Below are 18,332 nucleotides of genomic sequence, written 5' to 3' on the forward strand. Positions count from 1 at the left end.
TTGGTGGACCAGCGCCCGCAGCCTTGTCACTACAGGCGCTGCTGTGACCCACGGTACATACATTTCGGCGCATCGGTCCGCGGGCGCCGCCACCGCCGGGGCGGGCACCCGCGTGCTGGCGTACTCCGATCCCTCCCGACCCCTCCCCGCGACCTGGGGAAATGCCGGAGGCCCGAACACAGAGGAGTACGCCAGTACGCGGCCCCGACGTCCCGGGGCCCTACCTGAGGATCACCACGTCCAGCTGACGCGGCCCGTGGACACCTTCGACGCGCTCGAGCTCGATGTCGGAGGTGGCGGACGGCCCGGAGATCATCGTGATCGGCCCGTCCAGCCCGGCCGCCGCCACCCGCTCCCAGGCCTCCGGGAACAGTTCCACGATCGTCTCCGCGGGCACGATGCAGATGTGGTGGTCCGGGATGAGCGAGATCTCCCGGCGACCCTCCGCCGGCTGACCGGTGAGGATGATGGTGCCGGTCTCGGCGCAGGACACGGTCGAACTCGTCACGACACACGCCGCGTCCAGCGGTTCGGCCACCTCCTCGGCGAGCGGCAGCCACTGCGGGTCGAGGCCGTCGGGCAGGACGACGGGCCCGGAGATGAGGCTGTCGAGCAGGGCCGGGAGTTCCGAGACGGAGGCCGAGTGCACCGACGCGCGATAGTCGACCAGGCGGTCGACGAGCATCTCGCGGATCTCGTCGGCACCCGCTGCGGACTGCCGCCGGTAGGTGCGCGGCACCTCGGGTGCCACCGGCGCATCCGCCAGGGATTCGCGCAGGCGGGCGAGGATCTGACTCTTGGCACTCATCGATTCTCCTTGAACCAGTGGCGGAAGGACTGCTTCGGGGGTGTGGGCACAATGCGCTGCTGTGTCCAGCCGCCGACGAGACCGGGCAGCCACCTGATGCGGAAGCGCGCGAGCGGCAGGGCCCGCTCCAGCAGCGACATGACGCGTCCGGAGCGCATCACCAGCGACGCCCCCTTCATGAGCAGGGACATCTGGCCGGGCTTCTCGACCTCGGCGACGGACCGCGCCCGCAGGTGGACGAGGATGTCGGGGATGTTGATCTTCACGGGGCAGACGTCGTAGCACGCGCCGCACAGGGTGGACGCGAAGGGCAGCGTTGCGTTCGACTCCGCCTCCAGGCCCGTGAGCTGCGGCGAGAGGATCGCGCCGATGGGTCCGGGGTAGGTGGAGCCGTAGGCGTGACCACCGGCGTGTTCGTAGACGGGGCAGACGTTGAGGCAGGCGGAGCAGCGGATGCAGTGCAGCGCGGAGCGTCCGGCCTCGTCCGCCAGCACGGCGGAGCGGCCGTTGTCGAGGAGCACGAGGTGGACGTTGCGGGGGCCGTCGTCCGCGTGGACTCCGGTCCACAGAGAGGTGTAGGGGTTCATGCGCTCGCCGGTGGAGGATCGCGGGAGGAGCTGCAGGAACACCTCGAGGTCCTCGAAGGTGGGGACGATCTTCTCGATGCCCATCACCGTGATGAGGGTCTCGGGGAGGGTGAGGCACATGCGTCCGTTGCCCTCGGATTCGACGACGGCGAGGGTGCCCGTCGAGGCGACGCCGAAGTTGGCGCCCGACACCGCGACCTTCGCGCGGAGGAACTTCTCGCGCAGGTGCCGGCGGGCGGCCTCGGCGAGCACGCGGGGTTCGTCGGTGAGCGGGCCGGGCATGTGCGGGGTGAAGATGTCGCGGATCTCGCGGCGGTTGCGGTGGATCGCGGGGACGAGGATGTGGGAGGGTTTGTCGTCGCCGAGCTGCACGATGAGCTCGGCGAGGTCGGTCTCGATGGCGGAGATGCCGGCGGCCGAGAGGTGTTCGTTGAGTCCGATCTCCTGGGTGGCCATGGACTTGACCTTGAGGATCTCGGTTTCGCCGGTCTCGCGGACGAGCTTCTCGACGATCGCGTTCGCCTCCGCCGCGTCCCGCGCCCAGTGCACGACGCCCCCGCGGGCGGTGAACTCGCGCTCGAACTGCTCGAGGAGTTCCGGCAGGCGGGCCATGACGCCCTCCTTGACGGCGGAGCCGGCGGAGCGCAGGTCCTCCCAGTCGGGGAGTTCGTCGACGACGTCGGCGCGCTTGCCGCGGATGGTGTGGGTGGCGTGGCGGATGTTGGCGCGCATCTGGGTGTTGCGCAGCTGTTTTTTCGCGGCAGCCGGGAAGGGTTGGTCGATGTGCAGGTTGCCCTGCCCGTAGGTGGGGATTCCTAGATTGACCACGGTTCCTCCTTTGTCGAGGCGAGAATTTCGGCGAAGTGCAGGGTCCGCGTGTCGACGCCCCGCTTGTCCATCGCCCCGCCGATGTGCAGCAGGCAGGCGGTGTCGCCGCCGGTGCAGATGTCGGCCCCGGAGAGGCCGATGTTGGCGATCTTGGCCTCCACCATGGCGCCGGAGACGTCCGGATTCTTGAAGGAGAAGGTACCGCCGAAGCCGCAGCACTCGGCGGCGTCGGGCAGCGGGCGGACATCGATGCCGTCGACCGTGCGGATGAGGTCGATCTGGCGGTCCCCCAGGCGGAGGAGGCGTTTGCCGTGGCAGGAGGGGTGGTAGGTGACGGTGCGGGGAAAGTACGAGCCGAGCTCGGCGGAGTCGGTGATGCCGAGGACGTCGATGAGCAGTTCGGAGAGTTCGTAGGTGCGGGTGGCCAGCGCGGTGGCGGCGGTCTCCAGGCCGGTGTCGCCGCCGGCGCGGGCGACCATGGGCTGCTGGTGGCGGACGGAGGCGACGCAGGAGCCGGAGGGCGCGACGATGATGTCGGCGTTCTCGAAGGCGTGGACGTGGTTGCGCACGACCGGCAGCGCATCGGTGAGGTAGCCGCTGTTGACGTGCATCTGGCCGCAGCAACCCTGGTCCTCGGGGAAGACGACCTCGTGGCCGAGGCGTTCGAGGATCCGGGTGGTGGCTATGGCCACGCGGGGAAACATCGCGTCGACGATGCACGTGGCGAAAAGGGCAATTTTCATGGTTTCTCCAGGTGGAGGTGGGCGACTGAGGCAACTGACCAACTGTGGTCTGACCATAGTAGGCCGAGCGGGCTCGTGACGCAAGACACACATGCTCCTACTCACGCCCATTGACGAATGTGAGACACGCCATATACGCTCTTGCGGACTGACCACAGTGGTCCGACCGCATTCCTCAAGTTAGGAGTCCGCGTGACCACCTACACCGCGCTCACCGACGCCGTCGGCGGCAGTCTCGCCCTGTCGGCACTCGTCGGCACTCTCCCTCTCATCACCTTCTTCGTCATGCTGCTCGCCGTCAAGGCCCGCGCCCACGTCTCCGGCCTTACCGCCCTAGCAGTCGCCCTCGCCGTCGCCGTCCTCGCTTTCGGCATGCCCTGGAACCTGGCGCTGCTCTCCGCCACCCAGGGAGCGATTTTCGGCCTCTTCCCCATCGTGTGGATCGTCGTCCTTGCCCTGTGGTTCTACCAGGTCACGGTGCTCTCCGGCCGCTTCGAGGACATGCGCACCATCTTCGACACCATCGGTGGCGGTGACCTGCGCATCCAGGCCATCCTCATCGCGTTCTGCTTCGGCGGCCTCCTCGAGGCGCTCGCCGGCTTCGGCGCGCCGGTCGCCATCACCGCGACGATGATCCTCGCCCTCGGGCTCACCCCGCTCAAGACCGCCACCGTCGTGCTCCTGGCCAACACCGCGCCGGTCGCGTTCGGTGCCGTGGCCATCCCGATCACCACCGCCGGCACCCTCACAGGTCTCGACTCCGCCACAATCGGCGCGGTCGTCGGCCACCAGGCCCCGTTCTTCGCGGTGCTCGTGCCGTTCATCCTGCTGCTCATCATCGACGGCGTCCGCGGACTCCGCGAGGCGTGGCCGGCCGCACTGACCATCGGCCTGTCCTTCGCCGTCGCCCAGTGGTGGTGCGCCACGTTCTTCTCCTACGAGCTCACCGACATCGTCGCCGCCCTGGCCGGCCTCGGCGCGGCGGTCATCCTCCTCCGCTTCTGGCGGCCCACGGGGGCCGACGCCGTCCGCGAGCGCCTCGGCGTCGAAAAGCCCGCCGCCCCGGAGGCACTGACCCCCGGCCGCGTGTGGATGGCCGTCCTGCCGTACGTGCTGGTCGTGGCCGTGTTCGGCGTGGCCAAGCTGTGGACCCTCGGCGTCAACATGCCCGCCCTGCTCGCCTCCACCGACGTCCTCGTGCCGTGGCCGGGCCTCGACGGCCGCCTCCTCGGTGCCGACGGCACCCCGATCTCCGCCACCGTCTACAAGTTCCAGTGGCTGTCCTCACCGGGCACCCTGCTGCTCATCTCCGGCCTCCTCGTCGCCGGCGTGTACTCCGTCTTCGACGGGGACGGCCGCTTCCGGCTGTCGCTTCTCGACGCCGTCCTCGAGATCGGCCACTGCTTCCACAAGATGCGCTGGTCCGCCCTGACGATCGTCAGTGTGCTGTCGCTCGCGTACGTCATGAACTTCTCCGGGCAGACCATCTCCATCGGCACCTGGGTCGCCGGGCTCGGCGCGGTCTTCGCGTTCCTCTCCCCCGTCCTCGGCTGGCTGGGCACCGCGGTCACGGGTTCCGACACCTCCGCCAACGCCCTGTTCGCCAACCTGCAGAAGACCGCCGCCCTGGAGACCGGCCTCGATCCGCACCTCATGACCGCCGCCAACACCTCCGGCGGCGTGGTGGGCAAGATGATCTCCCCGCAGTCGCTGGCCATCGCCGCCACCGCCGTCAACCTCGAGGGCCGCGAGTCCGCCATCTTCCGCTCCGTCGTCTGGTGGTCCGTCGGACTGCTGCTCCTGCTCTGCACCCTCGTGTACCTGCAGTCGAATGTCCTGGCGGGCATGCTGCCCGTCTAGAATCGCGGGCATGACCACTACTCCGCGCGTCTACTCCGTCGTCCTTGACTGGCTGGAGGAGCAGCTACGCTCCGGCGAGATCGTCATCGGTGACAAACTCCCAGGTGAACGCGCCCTCGCCGAGCAGTTCGGCATCTCCCGGGCGTCGGTCCGGGAGGCCACTCGCATTCTCGACGCCATGGGCCTCGTCCGCTCCGCCGTCGGTTCCGGCCCCAACGCCGGCGCCATCGTCATCTCCGAGCCCTCCGCCGCCTTGGCATGGGCCCTGCGGATGCATGTGGCCACCCGGGCGCTACCCGTCCGCGACCTCGTCCAGACCCGCCTCCTCCTGGAGACCCAGGCCGCCCGCGACGCCGCCGCCGCGCCCGACTCCGCGGAGCGCACCGACACCCTCACCCGCGCGGGGGAGATCCTCGACCACATGGATCACCCCGGACTGCCGGCCGCCGAGTTCCACTCCCTCGACGCCCAGTTCCACATCCTGCTCACCTCGCTGGCGGGCAACGTCGTCGTCGAGACGATGATGTCCTCCCTGCGTGAGGCCACCATCGGCTACATCCAAGAGATGGTGGCCACCCTGCCCGACTGGCCCGCCATCAGCCGGACCCTGCAGGAGCAGCACCGGGAGATCCTCGGGGCCGTCGAGAAGCGGGAGGGCGAGCGCGCCGCCGACCTGCTGCGCGACCACATCACCTGGTTCTCTCAGCTGGGGAGCTGATCCCGCACCACCTCCGCGAGGTGCCGCGCCCGACGACCCGTGCCCTGCTCGATCTGGGTGCGGCAGGAGAATCCGTCGGCGATGACCTCGCCCTCCGCGGCGCGCACGCGCGGGAAGAGCTCGCGCTCCCCCAGCGCCAGGGACATCTCGGCGTGCCCGGGTTCGAAACCCCAGTTGCCGGCCAGGCCGCAGCAGCCGGTGGCGATCTGCTCCTCCTCCACGCCGAGCGCCCGGAGGATCGCCGCCGAGTGCTCCGGCTGGCCCACACTGCGCTCGTGGCAGTGGACCTGCGTCAACGCCTGCCTCCCGGCCGCGGACACCCCGAGGTCGGCGAGCTGGGGCGCCACGAACTCCGCCCAGGAGACGGTGGCCTCCGCGAGGCGGGCGACGTCGGGGTCGTCGGTGAGGGAGGGGGCGTCGATAAGCATGGCGGTGCAGGAGGGCTCGACGGCGATGACGGGCAGCCCCCGGTCGAGGTAGGGGCGCATGACCTGCGCCGTCCTCTCCAGAACGCGGCGCACCATGCCGAGCTGGCCGGTGGAGTGCCAGGTGATCCCACAGCAGACGAAGCCGTCGGGGATCTCCACGCGGTGACCGAGCCGTTCGAGGACCTCGACGGCGGCCTGCGCGGCGGCCGCGTCCATGCGCGAGAAGGTGTCGGGCCACAGGACGACCGGTGTGCCGTCGGTGGCGGAGGGGGTGAGGCGGCCGTCGCGCAGCCGCGGCAGCGGGCGGCCCGGATCGACGCCGAGGATCCGCGCCATGCCCGGCGCGCGCAGCAGGAGTGCCGCGACCCGGCGCGGGATGAGGCGCAGGAGCAGCGGCAGCCAGCCGAGCACGTAGTGGACACGCGGGCGCGGGCGGCCCTGGTGGTGTTCGTGGAGGAACTCGGCCTTGTAGGTGGACATGTCGACGCCGACGGGGCATTCACTCGCGCACGCCTTGCAGGACAGACACAGGTCGAGCGCGTCGCGGACTTCCGCGGAGCGGAAACCCTCGAGGGTCTCGCCGCGCATCGCCTCCGACAGCAGGCGGGCGCGGCCGCGGGTGGAGTGCACCTCATCGCCCGTGATCTGGAATGACGGGCACATCGCCTCCGTCATCGATCGACACGACCCGACCCCGACGCACCGGTTCACCGCGTTGACCAGCGAACCGCGGTCCGTCGGCAGGGCGTGCACGGGCGTGACCTCGAGACGCCGCTGCTTCGGCCCCATCCGCAGGCCCTCCCCGAAGTCCTCCGCCCACACCAGCACGCCCGGATTGAACACCCGCTCGGGGTCGAAGATGAGCTTGAACTGCTCGAACACATCCCGCAGGGAGGGCGAGTACATCTGCCGCAGGAGAGAGGAGCGGGCGCGGCCGTCCCCGTGCTCGCCGGAGAGGCTGCCGCCGTGCTCGGTGACGAGGCGAGCGGCGTCACGCATGAACCGCCGGAAGGTGCGCAGCCCCTCCTCGGTCTCGAAGTCGAAGCTGATGCGCACGTGGACGCACCCCTCGCCGAAGTGCCCGAAGGGGATGCCGCGCAGCTCGTGGAACGCCAGGAGGTCGTAGAGTTCGCGCAGGTAGTCGGCGAGATTCTCGGGCGGGACGGCGGAATCCTCCCAGTTCGGCCAGGCCTCGCCGCCGTCGGGCAGCCGGGTGACGATGCCCGCCGCCGCCTCCCGGATCCGCCACAGCGCGCGCATCTCGTCCGGGTCCGTCACCACCCGCTTATCGACGCCGTGCCCGATCCCCGCCGCGCTCGCCGCCGCCTCCTCGGTCGTCGCCCCCGTGACCTCGCAGAACAGCCACCCGCCGGCGTCGGTGCCGGGCAGATCGGGGTCGGTGCCCAGCGCGTCGACGAGGTCGCCGCCCATGCCCTCCACCGTCGCGATCCCCGGGTGAGTGCGCAGTTGCGCACCCGCCGTGGCGGCATCGACGACCGTGTCGAAGGCCAGCACAGCCAGGGCCTTCGCCGGGGGGAGCTCGACCAGGCGGACCGTCGCCTGCGTGATGATCCCCAGCGTGCCCTCCGACCCCGCGACCGCCCGCACCGGGTTGGTCGCCAGGTGGTGCAGCCCGTACCCGGAGGACTGCCGGGAGAAGTGGCCCAGCTCATTGTCGATAAGCGTGCAGTGCTCCTCCGCCAGCCGCCGGAGCGCGGCGTCGATCACCGGGTCGTCGCACCCGTGTTCGTCGAGGGTGACGAGGCGGCCGTCGGCAAGCATCATCGTCACGGCGACGAGGTTGTCGGCGGTGGTCCCGTACGCGACGGAATGCGAGCCGCACGCGTTGTTCGCGATCATCCCGCCGATCGTCGCGCGGGAGTGCGTCGACGGATCCGGGCCGAAGGTCAGCCCGTGCTTCGCGACGGCCGCCCGCAGGTCATCGCAGATCACCCCCGGTTCCACCGTCGCGGTGCGCTGCTCCGGGTCGATCGACAGGATGCGGTTGAAATGGCGGGAGGTGTCGATGATGAGCCCCTCACCGATGGCGTTGCCCGCCACCGACGTGCCCCCGCCGCGGGCGACGACGGGCCAGCCCATCATGCGCGCGTGCCCGAGAGCCGCGCGGATGTCCTCCGTGTCGGCCGGCTCTGCGACCGCCGCCGGGATGCGCCGGAAGATGGAGGCGTCGGAACTGTACGCGGCGCGGGTCATCATGTCGGTGCGGAGGCGCATGATGTCTATTGTGCCTGCTCTCCGCGGTGATGTCGCGGCGATTTCGCGGTGATGTGGCGGCGTTGTGGCGGCGTTGTGGCGGCGCGCTACGCCGCTGCCCGGTAGTCCCGGGACTCGGCCCCCGGCACCAGCGCGGGTGCCGACGCCAACTCCGCCCGCAGTTCCCCCCGCAGACGGGTGACGATGTCCTCGTGATCGAGACTCCACTGCGCGGTGCGACGCGCGGTCACGGCCGCCCGGTCGGCGAACTCGTTGAGCAGATTACCGTTGTGACCGCGCACCCAGTGGATCCGAACGGTCACCCCCGTGGCCCGCAGGTCATGCAGCCGCTGCGCACACCGCGCCTCCTCCGGACTGCGCATGTACCCACCGAGCACGTCCCGGGAATTGAGCCGCGCCCACACCTTCTGCGAGTCGGTGAGGATGTCGATGACCGGCTTCCGCGAACCGTACTTGTCCAGCGCCGCCGAAACCGCGGCGAACTCGCCGGCCAGAACGGTGTCCGTCCGGGTGATGGCGGCATGCACCATGCCGGTCGACGTGGCCATCCCGAGACCGGTGAGCCTGCCCCTGCCACGGGAGGCGTCCGTCGCGATGACCAGCGGCATCTGCTTCCCCGGCACCTCCGGCAGACGGGCCATCCGCTCCTCCTCGAAGGCGTCGCGGCACGCGTTCCACGTGTCCGTGAGCTTCCCACCGCTGACGACATCCCGCACGATGAGCCCGGGGAAAGCGGCCGCCTGCTCGCGCAGCAGGTCGCGGACCACCAGGTCGGAGACGTAGACGATGAGGCCGGCCGCACCGTGCGCCGCCCACAGGCGGAGGAACTCGTCGATGACCAGCTCGCGGGCATTGCCCCCCGAATGCCAGCGCGTCGTGGGGTCCATCCCGTGGACACAGCTGGCCACCAGCACCTCCTCCCGGGAGGTACCCGACCGGAAACGACGGTGGTTGATGACGGCGACGGAGGTCTCAGTGGTGATGTTCATGCCGACAGTGTCGCCTGCGTCCCCGACATGTGACCTGTGCGAATAGAACGGGTGCGCGAGCTACCGGAACGGCACCTCACCGATCGCGCGCCGCAGCTTGCGGGTACGCAGGCGCTCCGGGTCCTCGGCGAGCGACTCCACGGCGCGGACCGCGCACATGACGTGCGCCTGCTTGGAGTTGGAGTAGAAGGCCTGCGCCTGGGCTGGCAGCTTCGGCACTGCGTGCAGCGGAAGGTCGGAGACGGACAGCAGTGTGCCGTAGGGGACGCGGTAGCGGTAGCCGTTGGCGGCCAGCACGCAGGATTCCATGTCGACGGCCGCGGCGGTGGAGCCGCGGAGGTTCTCCCACAGGTCACGCGGGGTGTGCCACTCCCAGTTGCGGTCGGCGGTGGACAGGACGGTGCCGGTGCGCATGAGGGAGTTGTCGTCGCCGTAGATCTCCTCGACGGCGGCCTCCAGTGCGATCTGGATCTCGGGGATGGCGGGGATGGGGATCTCGCGGGCGATGTGGCCGTCGAGGATGTTGTCCTGCCGCTGGTAGGCGTTGCCGAGGATGAGGTCACCGATGCGCATGCGGCCGTCCATGCCGGCGCAGTGGCCGATCATGATCCACGCCTCCGGGCGGAGTACCGCGAGGCAGTCGGTGATGGTCTTGGCGTTGGAGGGGCCGACGCCGATGTTGATCATGGTGATGCCGTCACCGTGGCGGGTGCACAGGTCATAGCGGGGCATCTGATAGCGGGAACCAAGGTCGAGGGAGGGGGCGTCGATACGTGAGGCGTTGTCGCGGGAGAGCTGGCGGCCACTCGGCAGCAGCAGGTCGGTGTAGCGGGAGCCGTCGCGGTTGAGTTCGCCGAGACCGAAGTCGACGAACTCGGTGGTGTGCATGTCATAGTTGGTGAACAGGATGAAACGCTGCAGCGTCTCCACCTCGATGCCCGTGTAGTGCTCGATGCGGGCGCACGCGATGTCGAAGCGTTGCGGGCCGAAGTGGAACAGCGGCTTCTCGACGCCGTGGAACGCCTCCCATTCCCCGTCGACGATGCCGTCGTGGACGTCGTCGAGCGTGGGGCGCGGGATCTCCGCGGCACTGTCCCCGGCGCGGCGCGCCTCGGAGATGCCCTCGATGCCGCGGATGTACTCCGGCGGGATTCTCTCCGACGAGGGGCCGATGAAGATCTCGCACGGGTAGTTGTCCGTCAGGCGGGTAAGCTGTTCGCGCAGGTAGTCGCGGATGATGTGCGGCTTGGAGAGGGTGGCCGAGTAGCGGCCGGCCTCGTCGACGTAGCCGAAGGGTTCGTTGCGGTCGATGGGGCGCCAGGACTTCACGTCCACGATGATCTTGGGGTAGGTGACATCGCGGTAGTCGTCGTAGGTGCCCTCCTCGAGGATGGTGTGGGCCAGGGCGGTCGCGTGGTCATAGAGCTCGACGAGACCATCGACGGCCTCGTCGACATCGTGAACCTGTTCCATGGGGGCCAGCCTAGCGGGATTCCCCGGAATCCACTGAGGCGGGAACCGGGGTGAACCACCACGTCCACCGGTTCCCGCCTCGAGCGCAGAAGAGTATGGAGCTGCCTAACTGTCGATGTGCCTCCCGGGGGTTCGTGAGCTGTTGAAGTGACCAACAGTGACTTTAGGTTACCCTTCGCTGTCTAGGGTTCGGGCGAAATTACTGCGCGGGACCCGCGGCAGGCTCGCGCTCCGCGCCGAGGCGGGCGTCGATACGCAGCAGACCGGCGCCGTCCTCTCCCACCATCTTCAGCTGGTCGATGATGCCGCCGACCGTGTCCTCCTCCTCGATCTGCTCGTTGAGGAACCAGTTGATCAGGGTGCGGGAGTCGAAATCCTGCACCTCCTCCGCCACCCGCGCCAGATTCCGGATCATGTCCGACACCTTCTGCTCGTGCTCCAAGGCGATGGTGAACGCGTCGAGGGCGGAACCGACCTGCAGGTCCGGGATCTCGATGCTCGCCAGCTTCACGTGCTCACCGCGCGCCAGGATGTGGTCCGCGATCTTCTCGGCGTGCACACGCTCCTCGTCGGCCTGCGCCGACATCCACGTACTCATGCCGTCGAAGGACAGGGCCGAGAGCTCATAGGAGAGCTGCTGGTAGATGAGCGCCGCCTCATGCTCGGCGGTGACCTGCTTGTTCAGGGTGTCCAGGAGTTTCTCGTTGATGTTCATGGCTCCATGCTAGGGAGATTTGTGGCGGGTGTCACTGAAAACTCTTCGTTAGGCTGGGCACATGGCCGCCGACTACCTTGCTGATCTCACCCGCGACCTCAACGACAAGCTCCACCGGTTCCGCCCCACGAGAAGCGAGAACGACGCCCCGGCCCGCGTCCCCACCAAACCCGACCTCCCCCTCGCCGCCCGCCTGCCCGCCCGCGGCCACTACGAGGACGACTGGCGCGCCCGCCCCACACCCGAACGACCCTGGCCGGTCATCCTCATCCACGGCACCGGTGACACCAACGGCATCTGGCAGAACCTCGCGGTCGACCTGCGCGAGGACGGGTGGGCCGTGTTCGCGCCGGAGTTCGGGCACCGCTGCACCGACCGCGTCGAGGAATCCGCCGAGCAGGTCGGCGCCTACATCGACGTGGTCATGCGGGTCACGGGCGCTCGGCAGGTGATCCTCGTCGGACACTCCCAGGGCGGGATCCTGGCCCGCTACTGGATGCGCATCCTCGACGGCGCCACGAAGGTCAAGCACCTGGTCACCCTCGGCGCCCCCAACCACGGGACGACGATGGGCGGGATGCTGTCGTCCATCGCCAACACGAAGTTCGGTGAATCCATGATGGCGTCCGCGATCTCCTCGTGGTTCGGCCCCTCGGGTTTCCAGCTCATCACCGGGCACCCGCTGCTCGACGAGATCAACTGCGACGGCGACACCGAGGAGGGCGTCGGCTACACCAACATCGCGACGAAGTTCGACACCATCATCCAGCCGTTGGAGACCTGCTTCCTGGAATCGGATGACCCGGACGCGGACATCACGAACATTGTCGTCCAGGACCTCGAACCGAAGTCGATGGTGCTCCACGTGGACCTGCCGGGGGACGCGCGGGTGCGCAGGATCGTGCGTGACGCCCTCGACGGGATCGAGGTCTGACCGGGGCGCGTTGTGCCGTACTCCGATGTCTCGGAGGCTCGACGTTTCCCCAGGTCGATTCTCGCCCTCCGTCACAGAGGAGTACGCGACAACGCGGGTTACAGGCCCAGCTCGTCCAGGAGCGCATCGAAGGCCGGGGCCACCGGGGTGCGCCACAGGACATCGACACGGGTGTCGGCCCGCCCGGGGCCACCGTTGACCACCGCCACCCGCTTACCCTGCCGACGGGCCTCAAGGACGAAGCGGTACCCGCTCATCACAGCCAGCGAGGAACCCACGACCAGCAGCGATGCCGCGTGATCGAGCATCGCGGCGGCCCGCTCCTTGCGCGCGGCGGGCACCGGCTCACCGAAGTACACCACGTCCGGCTTGAGCCGCACCGACCCGCAACGCACGCAGCCCACCATGACGAAACGGTCCACCGCCGACTGCGGCAGCGTGACGTCGCCGTCCGGGTTGACCATCGACGGGTCGAAGGCAATGGACGCCAGGTACCCGGGGTTGGCCGCCTCGAGACGTTCGCCGAAGATGCGCCGGTCCTCACGGTGGCCGCAGTCGAGGCACATGACGGTGTCGAGGTCGCCGTGGAGGTGGAGCAGGTTGCCGGAGCCGGCGGCGCGGTGCAGGCCGTCGACGTTCTGGGTGACCACGCCGCTGAGGTACCCGGCGCGCTCGAGTTCCACGAGGGCGAAGTGGGTGCGGTTGGGGGAGGTGTCGTCCATCTGTCGCCACCCGACGAAAGAGCGCGCCCAGTAGCGGTGCGAGGCCGCCGGGTCGTGGCTGAACTCCTGGTACGTCATCGGCCGGTGGCGGCTGAGGGAGCCACGTGGCCCGCGGTAGTCGGGGATGCCGGAGTCGGTGGACACGCCCGCCCCGGTGAGCACCAGCGCCGAACCCTCCGCCAACTGCCTCGCCACCTGCGGCAACGCCAGCTCCGGCGGAGTCGGCTCGGCAGTTTCCGCCACGACCCGTCGGATCGACCGCAGCGCCGAGCGGTGCGAATCATTGATCGCGGGGTCGAAGAAGGCGTGGTCGGCGGTCACGCCCCCACCCTAACGGCCGTCGCGCGGAATCCGGAGTCCTTCTGGCTGATTCCTTGGGGCTTCGTACCCCCTTGCACCAAAGATGACGCCGACGATTCAGTCCGCGGAGCGGAAATATTCGGCGACGGCGCGGCCGATGCCGGTGGCCGCCCCCGTGATGAAGATCGATGGCATAGGTTGAAGCGTATGACGTTCCCCGCAGCCCGGCACGCACAATCGCAGTGGTCCGCCACCCCCGTCGCCGACCGCAAGGCCATCATGCTCGCCTTCCACGACCTGGTGCTCGAGAGGCAGGTGGAGCTGCTCGACATCGTCCAGGAGGAGACGGGCAAGTCCCGCGCCGACGCCTTCAACGAGGTCATCGACGTCGCGATGACCGCCCGGCACTACGCCTACCGCGCCCCGCGGCTCCTCAGCCCGCAGCGCGCCAAGGGGGCGTTGCCGCTGCTCACGAGCACCCACGTGGAGCGCGCGCCGAAGGGTGTCGTGGGTCTCATCGCCCCGTGGAACTACCCGCTGTCCCTGGCGATCTCCGACGCGATCCCGGCGCTGCTGGCCGGCAACGCCGTGGTGCTCAAGCCGGACGAGAAGACCACCGGCACCGCCCGCCGGGCACTCGCACTCCTCGAGGAGGCGGGCCTGCCGACCGGTCTCATGCAGATCGTCGAGGGCGGCGCCGAGGCCGGGCAACGCGTCGCCGCCGCATGCGACTACCTCATGTTCACCGGGTCGACGGCGGTCGGTCGGACCCTGGCGGCGCAGGCCGGCGAACGGCTCATCGGCTTCTCGGCGGAACTCGGCGGCAAGAACCCGCTCATCGTGTTGCCGTCGGCGGATCCTGTGACGGCGGCCCGCGGCGCGGTGGGTGCGTGTTTCTCCAACACCGGCCAGCTGTGCATCTCGGTGGAGCGGATCTTCGTCCACGAGTCGGTCGCGGACGCATTCAACACCGAGTTCGTCGCCGCCACCGAGGCGCTGCGCCTCGGTCCGGGCTGGACCGACGACATCGGCCGCCTCATCAGCGAGGAGCACCTCGACCGCGTCGCCGCGCTGGTCAGCGCCGCCGTCGCACACGGCGCCCGCGTGCTCACTGGCGGCACGCACGAGGGCCTGTACTACTCCCCGACCGTGCTTGTCGACGTCCCCCACCACGCCGATCTCCATGACCGGGAGGTGTTCGGCCCGGTCGTCTACATCGAGACCGTCAGCTCCGTCGACGAGGCCGTGACCAGGGCCAACGACAGCGACTACGGGCTCAACGCCTCCGTGTGGGGGGCCGTGCGCGAGGCCCGCGAGGTGGCCTCCCGCCTGGAGGCCGGCACCGTCAACATCAACGAGGGATTCGCCGCGGCGTGGGCCTCCGTCGACGCCCCGATGGGCGGCTGGAAGCAGTCGGGCGTGGGGCGTCGACACGCGGACGAGGGCCTGCTGAAGTTCACCGAGTCACGCACCGTGGCGGTGCAGCGGCTGGTGCCCCTCAGCGGGCCCTCGGGTGTGCCGCGCGAGAAGTACGCGGCAGCGTTGACGACGGCGCTGCGGCTGGGCCGGCGCCTGCTTCGTTAGGGTTCGTCCTGGACGGGAGCGGCGGGCGTCTCGCCCTCCGGCTCCTGCTCCTCGTCAGCACGCTCGACCGCCTGCTCGGCGACGTCCTGCATGCTCTCCGAGGCCTTCTCCTCCGGGTCACCCGTGGTCATCCGGAAGGCGTTGACGTTCTCCCCGTCGTGGTCTGGAGTGGTCATGATCATCGGGCCGGCGGGGTGTCGGGGCTCGGCTGGTTCGGGTCCGCCAGGTCACCCGGGTCAGCCTGCTGCTCGGCGTTCGGACGGTTGGAACCGATGCGGTCATCGACGGCGTCGCGCGCCTTCTGGATGTGATCCGCCTTGTCCTCACCGAAACGGTCGGTGGCGCGGCGCTGCGCGTCGTCGAGGAACTCGTCGGTGCGGCGCTCACCCTCCTCGGACTTCAGGTAGTCGTTGGCCTTGTTCTTGGCGTTCTCGAAGATGCTCATGGCCCCGACCGTAGCCACGGGGATGTGGCGCCTGCCACCTTCCGGCGGGGTTGTTACGCGATGTTTATAGCTCCCGCTCAGCGCATCGGCGGGATGGGGTTGCCCTCCTCCACCGCGTCGGAGGTGGGGAGATCGAGGTCGGTCCCCGAGTCGGAGTCGTCGGCGAGGCGCTTGTCCTCGCCCTTGAACGCGCGGTTGACGTCCTCCGGCTGCTCGGGGTCGGGCTGGGTGAGATGGTCGGCGGTGTCGGCGACACGCTGCTTCCCGTCCTCGGTCACGAGATAGTCGGCTGCCTGGTCCTGTGCTTTCTCGAACTTGTCCATGACCCGGGGCTACCGAGATTCGCTAGATGTCGAACAGCACCGAGTCCAGCTCCCCGTGGCGGGAGCATTCCGCCAACCATCCCATGGGCCTGACCTGCACCTTCATGCGTCGGCCACAGAGCTGGCAGTAGCGCGGCGGTTCCAGGCCGGCGGCCGCCCCGACGGACAGGGGGCGGTCCTCCACACCCATCTCGGCACCGGTGTTCGGGTGGAAGAGAGGGGCCTCCCCGGCGGCGCAGGCGGCGGCGAGGTCGCCCATCAGATGACCTGGCCGACGGCCTTGATCGGGATGCGCAGGCCCTCGAGCATGTCGACGTCCTTCTCCATGGGGCGGCCCAGGGTGGTGAGGTAGTTGCCCACGATGAGGGCGTTCGCCCCGCCCTGCAGACCCTTCTCGACGCCGAGGTCGCCGAGGGTGAGCTCGCGGCCACCGCCGAAGCGGAGGGTGGCCTTCGGCATGGCCAGCCGCAGCATGGCGGTGGCCTTGAGGGCCTCGGCGGCGTCGATGAGCGGGCGGTTGGCGAAGGGGGTGCCGGGGCGGGGATCGAGGAAGTTGATGGGAACCTCCTCCGGGGCGAAGGCGGCGAGCTGGACAGCGAATTCGGCGCGCTGGGCGAGTGTTTCGCCCATGCCGAGGATGCCGCCGGTGCAGACCTCGATGCCGGCGTCGCGGATCATCTCGAGGGTGCGGTGGCGCTCGTCCCACGTGTGCGTGGTGGCGACGCGCGGGAAGAAGGAGCGCGCGGACTCGAGGTTGTGGTTGTAGCGCTTGACGCCGGCGGCCTTGAGGCGCTCGACCTGCTCCCGGGTGAGGATGCCCACGGAGACCGAGACGTGGATGTCCACCTCGGCGTACACGGCGGCGACGGCCTCCTCGAGCTGGACCATGAGGCGCTCGTCCGGGCCCTTGACCGCGGCGACGATGCAGAACTCGGTGGCACCGGACTTTTGCGTCTGCTTCGCGGCCTCGACGAGCTCGGCGATGTCGAGCTGCACCGCACGCACCGGGGATTCGAAGAGGCCGGACTGGGAGCAGAAGTGGCAGTCCTCGGGGCAGCCGCCGGTCTTCAGCGAGATGATGCCCTCGATCTCCACCTCCTCGCCGCACCAGCGCAGGCGCACCTGGTGGGCGAGGTCGAGCAGCTCGGGGAGGTGGGTGTCGTCGAGTTCGAGGATCTCGAGCAGCTCGGGCTCGGTGAGGCCCTCGCCCTTGTCGAGGGCGGTCTCGCGGGCGCGGGTGAGGATGTCGGGGGTCATGCGGCTCCTTGCGTTGAACGGTGTTCAATGCAGTGTAGCCGAAGGGTTGAACGGTGTTCAGTGGGTGCCCGGCGCGGAATGCAAAAGCTGGCGGGGCGAAAGATCATATCTCAGCCCCACCAGCAAAAATGCAGAAACCTGACCGGTGTTCAGGTCAGGTTCTGCACACGGCTGGACGCTAAAAGCGGAAGATCGCTCCCGCCGCACGCTCCTCGTTGAAGGTTGGGACGACGTCGACGGTGCCGCTGTTGCGCAGGGTGTGGACGACGGCGGCGTCGAGATCCGCGGCCTTCGAGGCGTCACCCAGGGTGTTCTCGCGCAGCGCCAGCGTGGTGAGCACGAGGGTGTCGACGCGGCCGTGCTCCGCCTCCTGCCCGATCTTCGTGGCGTCGTGCGTGGCCTTGCCGGTACCGAGATTCTCGCCGAAGCGCTCGAGCAGATCGTCGTGACGCTTGTCCGCCTCGGCGGAGGCCAGCGGCCACGCCTTCTCGTGGAGCTCCGCTGCGCTGAGGTGGTCGGGGTTGCCGGAGACGGTGTCGTCGAGAAGCTGCACGTTGGGGAGGTAGTCCTTGACGCCGCCGCGGTGCTCGTCGACGGCCGCGAGGATGAGCGGGCGGTCGTCGTTGGTGAAGCGCGTGTTGAGGGCCTTGGCCACGTCGCGCAGGAAGCTGTCGCGGACCACACCCTCGCCGGTGTCGTGGCCGTGGGCGGGTGCGGAATCACCGGCCTGGTGCTGGAACTGCGGCTCACGGGTGTAGTAGTCGGAGTCGTCGGTGGAGGCCGGCGCGTCGCCGATGTCCAGCTCGGACAGGGAGTTGCGGTCGCCCTCGAACAGGCGGACCTTGTCCTGGCTCACGGCCAGCACGAGGAACGGCATGTCATCGGCGACGAGCGGCAGCAGCGGGCGCAGGTTCGCGTGCTCACCGACGCTGACCTGGGCCTGGCCGTCGAGCGTGGTGCGGAAGGTGCGGGTGCCGGACGGGGAGGCGAAGATCGCGAGCGCGTCGGCCTGACGCTGCCAGAAAGGCTCATCATCGGCCAGCGCAGCGACCTCTGCAAGCAGGGCATCGGCGTCGACGTCCGGGAAGGACTCGGCGAGCCGGGCGCGGGCATCACCGAGCAGCGGCTTGAGCTGACGGGAATCGTTGACGGTCTCCGGGCCACCGCGGTGGGTCGGGACGAGGAGGGAGACGACCGGGCCCTCGAGCTCGGCGAGGGCACGCAGGTCATCGTGGCGGACGGCGTCAATGTTGGGATCAATCAGTGCGTTGTTCATGGTTCCACGCTACTGAAATCCAGGTCACAGGAAGTTAACAATGTCCCCGCTCGGGCACTTGGATGATTTTCATTCATCAGGCCTGCTGGGAGAACACGTGTTTCGTA

18 protein-coding genes are annotated in these 18,332 nt (G+C 69.1%); 4 read left to right on the forward strand and 14 right to left on the reverse strand.

All coding sequences use genetic code 11. From position 1 onward, the window contains the following. Positions 1-220 precede the first annotated feature (220 nt). Genes B9Y70_RS04185 through B9Y70_RS04195 form a run of 3 tightly spaced genes read right to left on the reverse strand, consistent with a single transcriptional unit; the run spans position 221 to position 2,966 of the window. Positions 221-808, reverse strand: coding sequence for a LutC/YkgG family protein (locus B9Y70_RS04185; RefSeq protein ID WP_085549006.1), 588 nt, complete (start codon positions 806-808; stop codon positions 221-223). After that, on the reverse strand, positions 805-2,223 hold the full coding sequence (locus B9Y70_RS04190) for a LutB/LldF family L-lactate oxidation iron-sulfur protein (protein WP_240309126.1): 1,419 nt from the start codon (positions 2,221-2,223) through the stop codon (positions 805-807). The genes B9Y70_RS04185 and B9Y70_RS04190 overlap by 4 nt, the downstream gene beginning before the upstream one ends. Beyond that, positions 2,211-2,966 carry a (Fe-S)-binding protein gene (locus B9Y70_RS04195; protein WP_085549007.1) on the reverse strand — a complete coding sequence of 252 codons (756 nt, stop codon included), beginning with the start codon at positions 2,964-2,966 and terminating at the stop codon, positions 2,211-2,213. Before B9Y70_RS04195 ends, B9Y70_RS04190 begins: the two co-directional genes overlap by 13 nt. A gap of 192 nt (positions 2,967-3,158) precedes the next feature. Between B9Y70_RS04195 and B9Y70_RS04200 the strand changes: the two genes are divergently transcribed. After that, positions 3,159-4,826, forward strand: a complete 1,668-nt coding sequence (locus B9Y70_RS04200) for an L-lactate permease (RefSeq protein ID WP_085549008.1) — start codon at positions 3,159-3,161, stop codon at positions 4,824-4,826. 10 nt (positions 4,827-4,836) lie between these two features. Continuing rightward, a complete protein-coding gene (locus B9Y70_RS04205; protein ID WP_085549009.1) occupies positions 4,837-5,544 on the forward strand; it encodes a FadR/GntR family transcriptional regulator in 708 nt (235 codons plus the stop codon). Here B9Y70_RS04205 and B9Y70_RS04210 read toward each other — a convergent pair. The 4 genes from B9Y70_RS04210 to B9Y70_RS04225 all read right to left on the reverse strand — a co-directional run bounded on the left by B9Y70_RS04210 (position 5,529) and on the right by B9Y70_RS04225 (position 11,384). Next, positions 5,529-8,207 (reverse strand): FAD-binding and (Fe-S)-binding domain-containing protein, encoded by a 2,679-nt coding sequence (locus B9Y70_RS04210; RefSeq protein WP_240309127.1) that lies wholly within the window; start codon positions 8,205-8,207, stop codon positions 5,529-5,531. The two genes, B9Y70_RS04205 and B9Y70_RS04210, sit on opposite strands and share 16 nt — an antisense overlap. Positions 8,208-8,293: 86 nt before the next feature. Beyond that, on the reverse strand, positions 8,294-9,196 hold the full coding sequence (locus B9Y70_RS04215; protein ID WP_085549010.1) for an RNase H family protein: 903 nt from the start codon (positions 9,194-9,196) through the stop codon (positions 8,294-8,296). A 60-nt stretch (positions 9,197-9,256) separates the two neighbouring features. Beyond that, a complete protein-coding gene (amn, locus tag B9Y70_RS04220; protein WP_205410409.1) occupies positions 9,257-10,669 on the reverse strand; it encodes an AMP nucleosidase in 1,413 nt (470 codons plus the stop codon). 199 nt (positions 10,670-10,868) lie between these two features. Continuing rightward, the gene (locus B9Y70_RS04225; protein WP_085549012.1) at positions 10,869-11,384 is read right to left on the reverse strand and encodes a ferritin; all 516 of its coding nucleotides are present in this window, start codon (positions 11,382-11,384) and stop codon (positions 10,869-10,871) included. Between the two features lie 61 nt (positions 11,385-11,445). Here B9Y70_RS04225 and B9Y70_RS04230 point away from each other — a divergent pair, with 61 nt between their 5' ends. After that, the gene (locus tag B9Y70_RS04230; protein ID WP_085549013.1) at positions 11,446-12,318 is read left to right on the forward strand and encodes an esterase/lipase family protein; all 873 of its coding nucleotides are present in this window, start codon (positions 11,446-11,448) and stop codon (positions 12,316-12,318) included. 98 nt (positions 12,319-12,416) lie between these two features. Here B9Y70_RS04230 and B9Y70_RS04235 read toward each other — a convergent pair whose 3' ends face one another. After that, positions 12,417-13,361 (reverse strand): Sir2 family NAD-dependent protein deacetylase, encoded by a 945-nt coding sequence (locus B9Y70_RS04235; protein ID WP_085549014.1) that lies wholly within the window; start codon positions 13,359-13,361, stop codon positions 12,417-12,419. Between the two features lie 186 nt (positions 13,362-13,547). On the opposite strand from B9Y70_RS04235, the gene B9Y70_RS04240 reads away from it, so the two are divergent. Further along, positions 13,548-14,924, forward strand: coding sequence for a succinic semialdehyde dehydrogenase (locus tag B9Y70_RS04240; protein ID WP_085549015.1), 1,377 nt, complete (start codon positions 13,548-13,550; stop codon positions 14,922-14,924). Here B9Y70_RS04240 and B9Y70_RS04245 read toward each other — a convergent pair. The 6 genes from B9Y70_RS04245 to B9Y70_RS04270 all read right to left on the reverse strand — a co-directional run bounded on the left by B9Y70_RS04245 (position 14,921) and on the right by B9Y70_RS04270 (position 18,225). Next, entirely contained in the window at positions 14,921-15,100 is a 180-nt protein-coding gene (locus tag B9Y70_RS04245) for a hypothetical protein (protein ID WP_085549016.1), read from the reverse strand. The two genes, B9Y70_RS04240 and B9Y70_RS04245, sit on opposite strands and share 4 nt — an antisense overlap. Before the next feature lie 2 nt (positions 15,101-15,102). Then, positions 15,103-15,369, reverse strand: a complete 267-nt coding sequence (locus tag B9Y70_RS04250) for an Rv0909 family putative TA system antitoxin (RefSeq protein ID WP_143337511.1) — start codon at positions 15,367-15,369, stop codon at positions 15,103-15,105. A 77-nt stretch (positions 15,370-15,446) separates the two neighbouring features. Then, entirely contained in the window at positions 15,447-15,692 is a 246-nt protein-coding gene (locus B9Y70_RS04255; protein WP_085549017.1) for a hypothetical protein, read from the reverse strand. 22 nt (positions 15,693-15,714) lie between these two features. Next, positions 15,715-15,951, reverse strand: coding sequence for a biotin synthase auxiliary protein BsaP (gene bsaP, locus B9Y70_RS04260; protein WP_085549018.1), 237 nt, complete (start codon positions 15,949-15,951; stop codon positions 15,715-15,717). Further along, positions 15,951-16,949, reverse strand: a complete 999-nt coding sequence (gene bioB / locus B9Y70_RS04265) for a biotin synthase BioB (protein WP_085549019.1) — start codon at positions 16,947-16,949, stop codon at positions 15,951-15,953. Before bioB ends, bsaP begins: the two co-directional genes overlap by 1 nt. Positions 16,950-17,127: 178 nt before the next feature. Further along, complete coding sequence (locus B9Y70_RS04270; protein ID WP_085549020.1) at positions 17,128-18,225, reverse strand: baeRF3 domain-containing protein; 1,098 nt, start codon at positions 18,223-18,225, stop codon at positions 17,128-17,130. Positions 18,226-18,332: the final 107 nt, after the last annotated feature.

The sequence above is a fragment of the Corynebacterium pollutisoli genome (assembly GCF_900177745.1).
Taxonomy (GTDB): Bacteria; Actinomycetota; Actinomycetes; order Mycobacteriales; family Mycobacteriaceae; genus Corynebacterium; species Corynebacterium pollutisoli.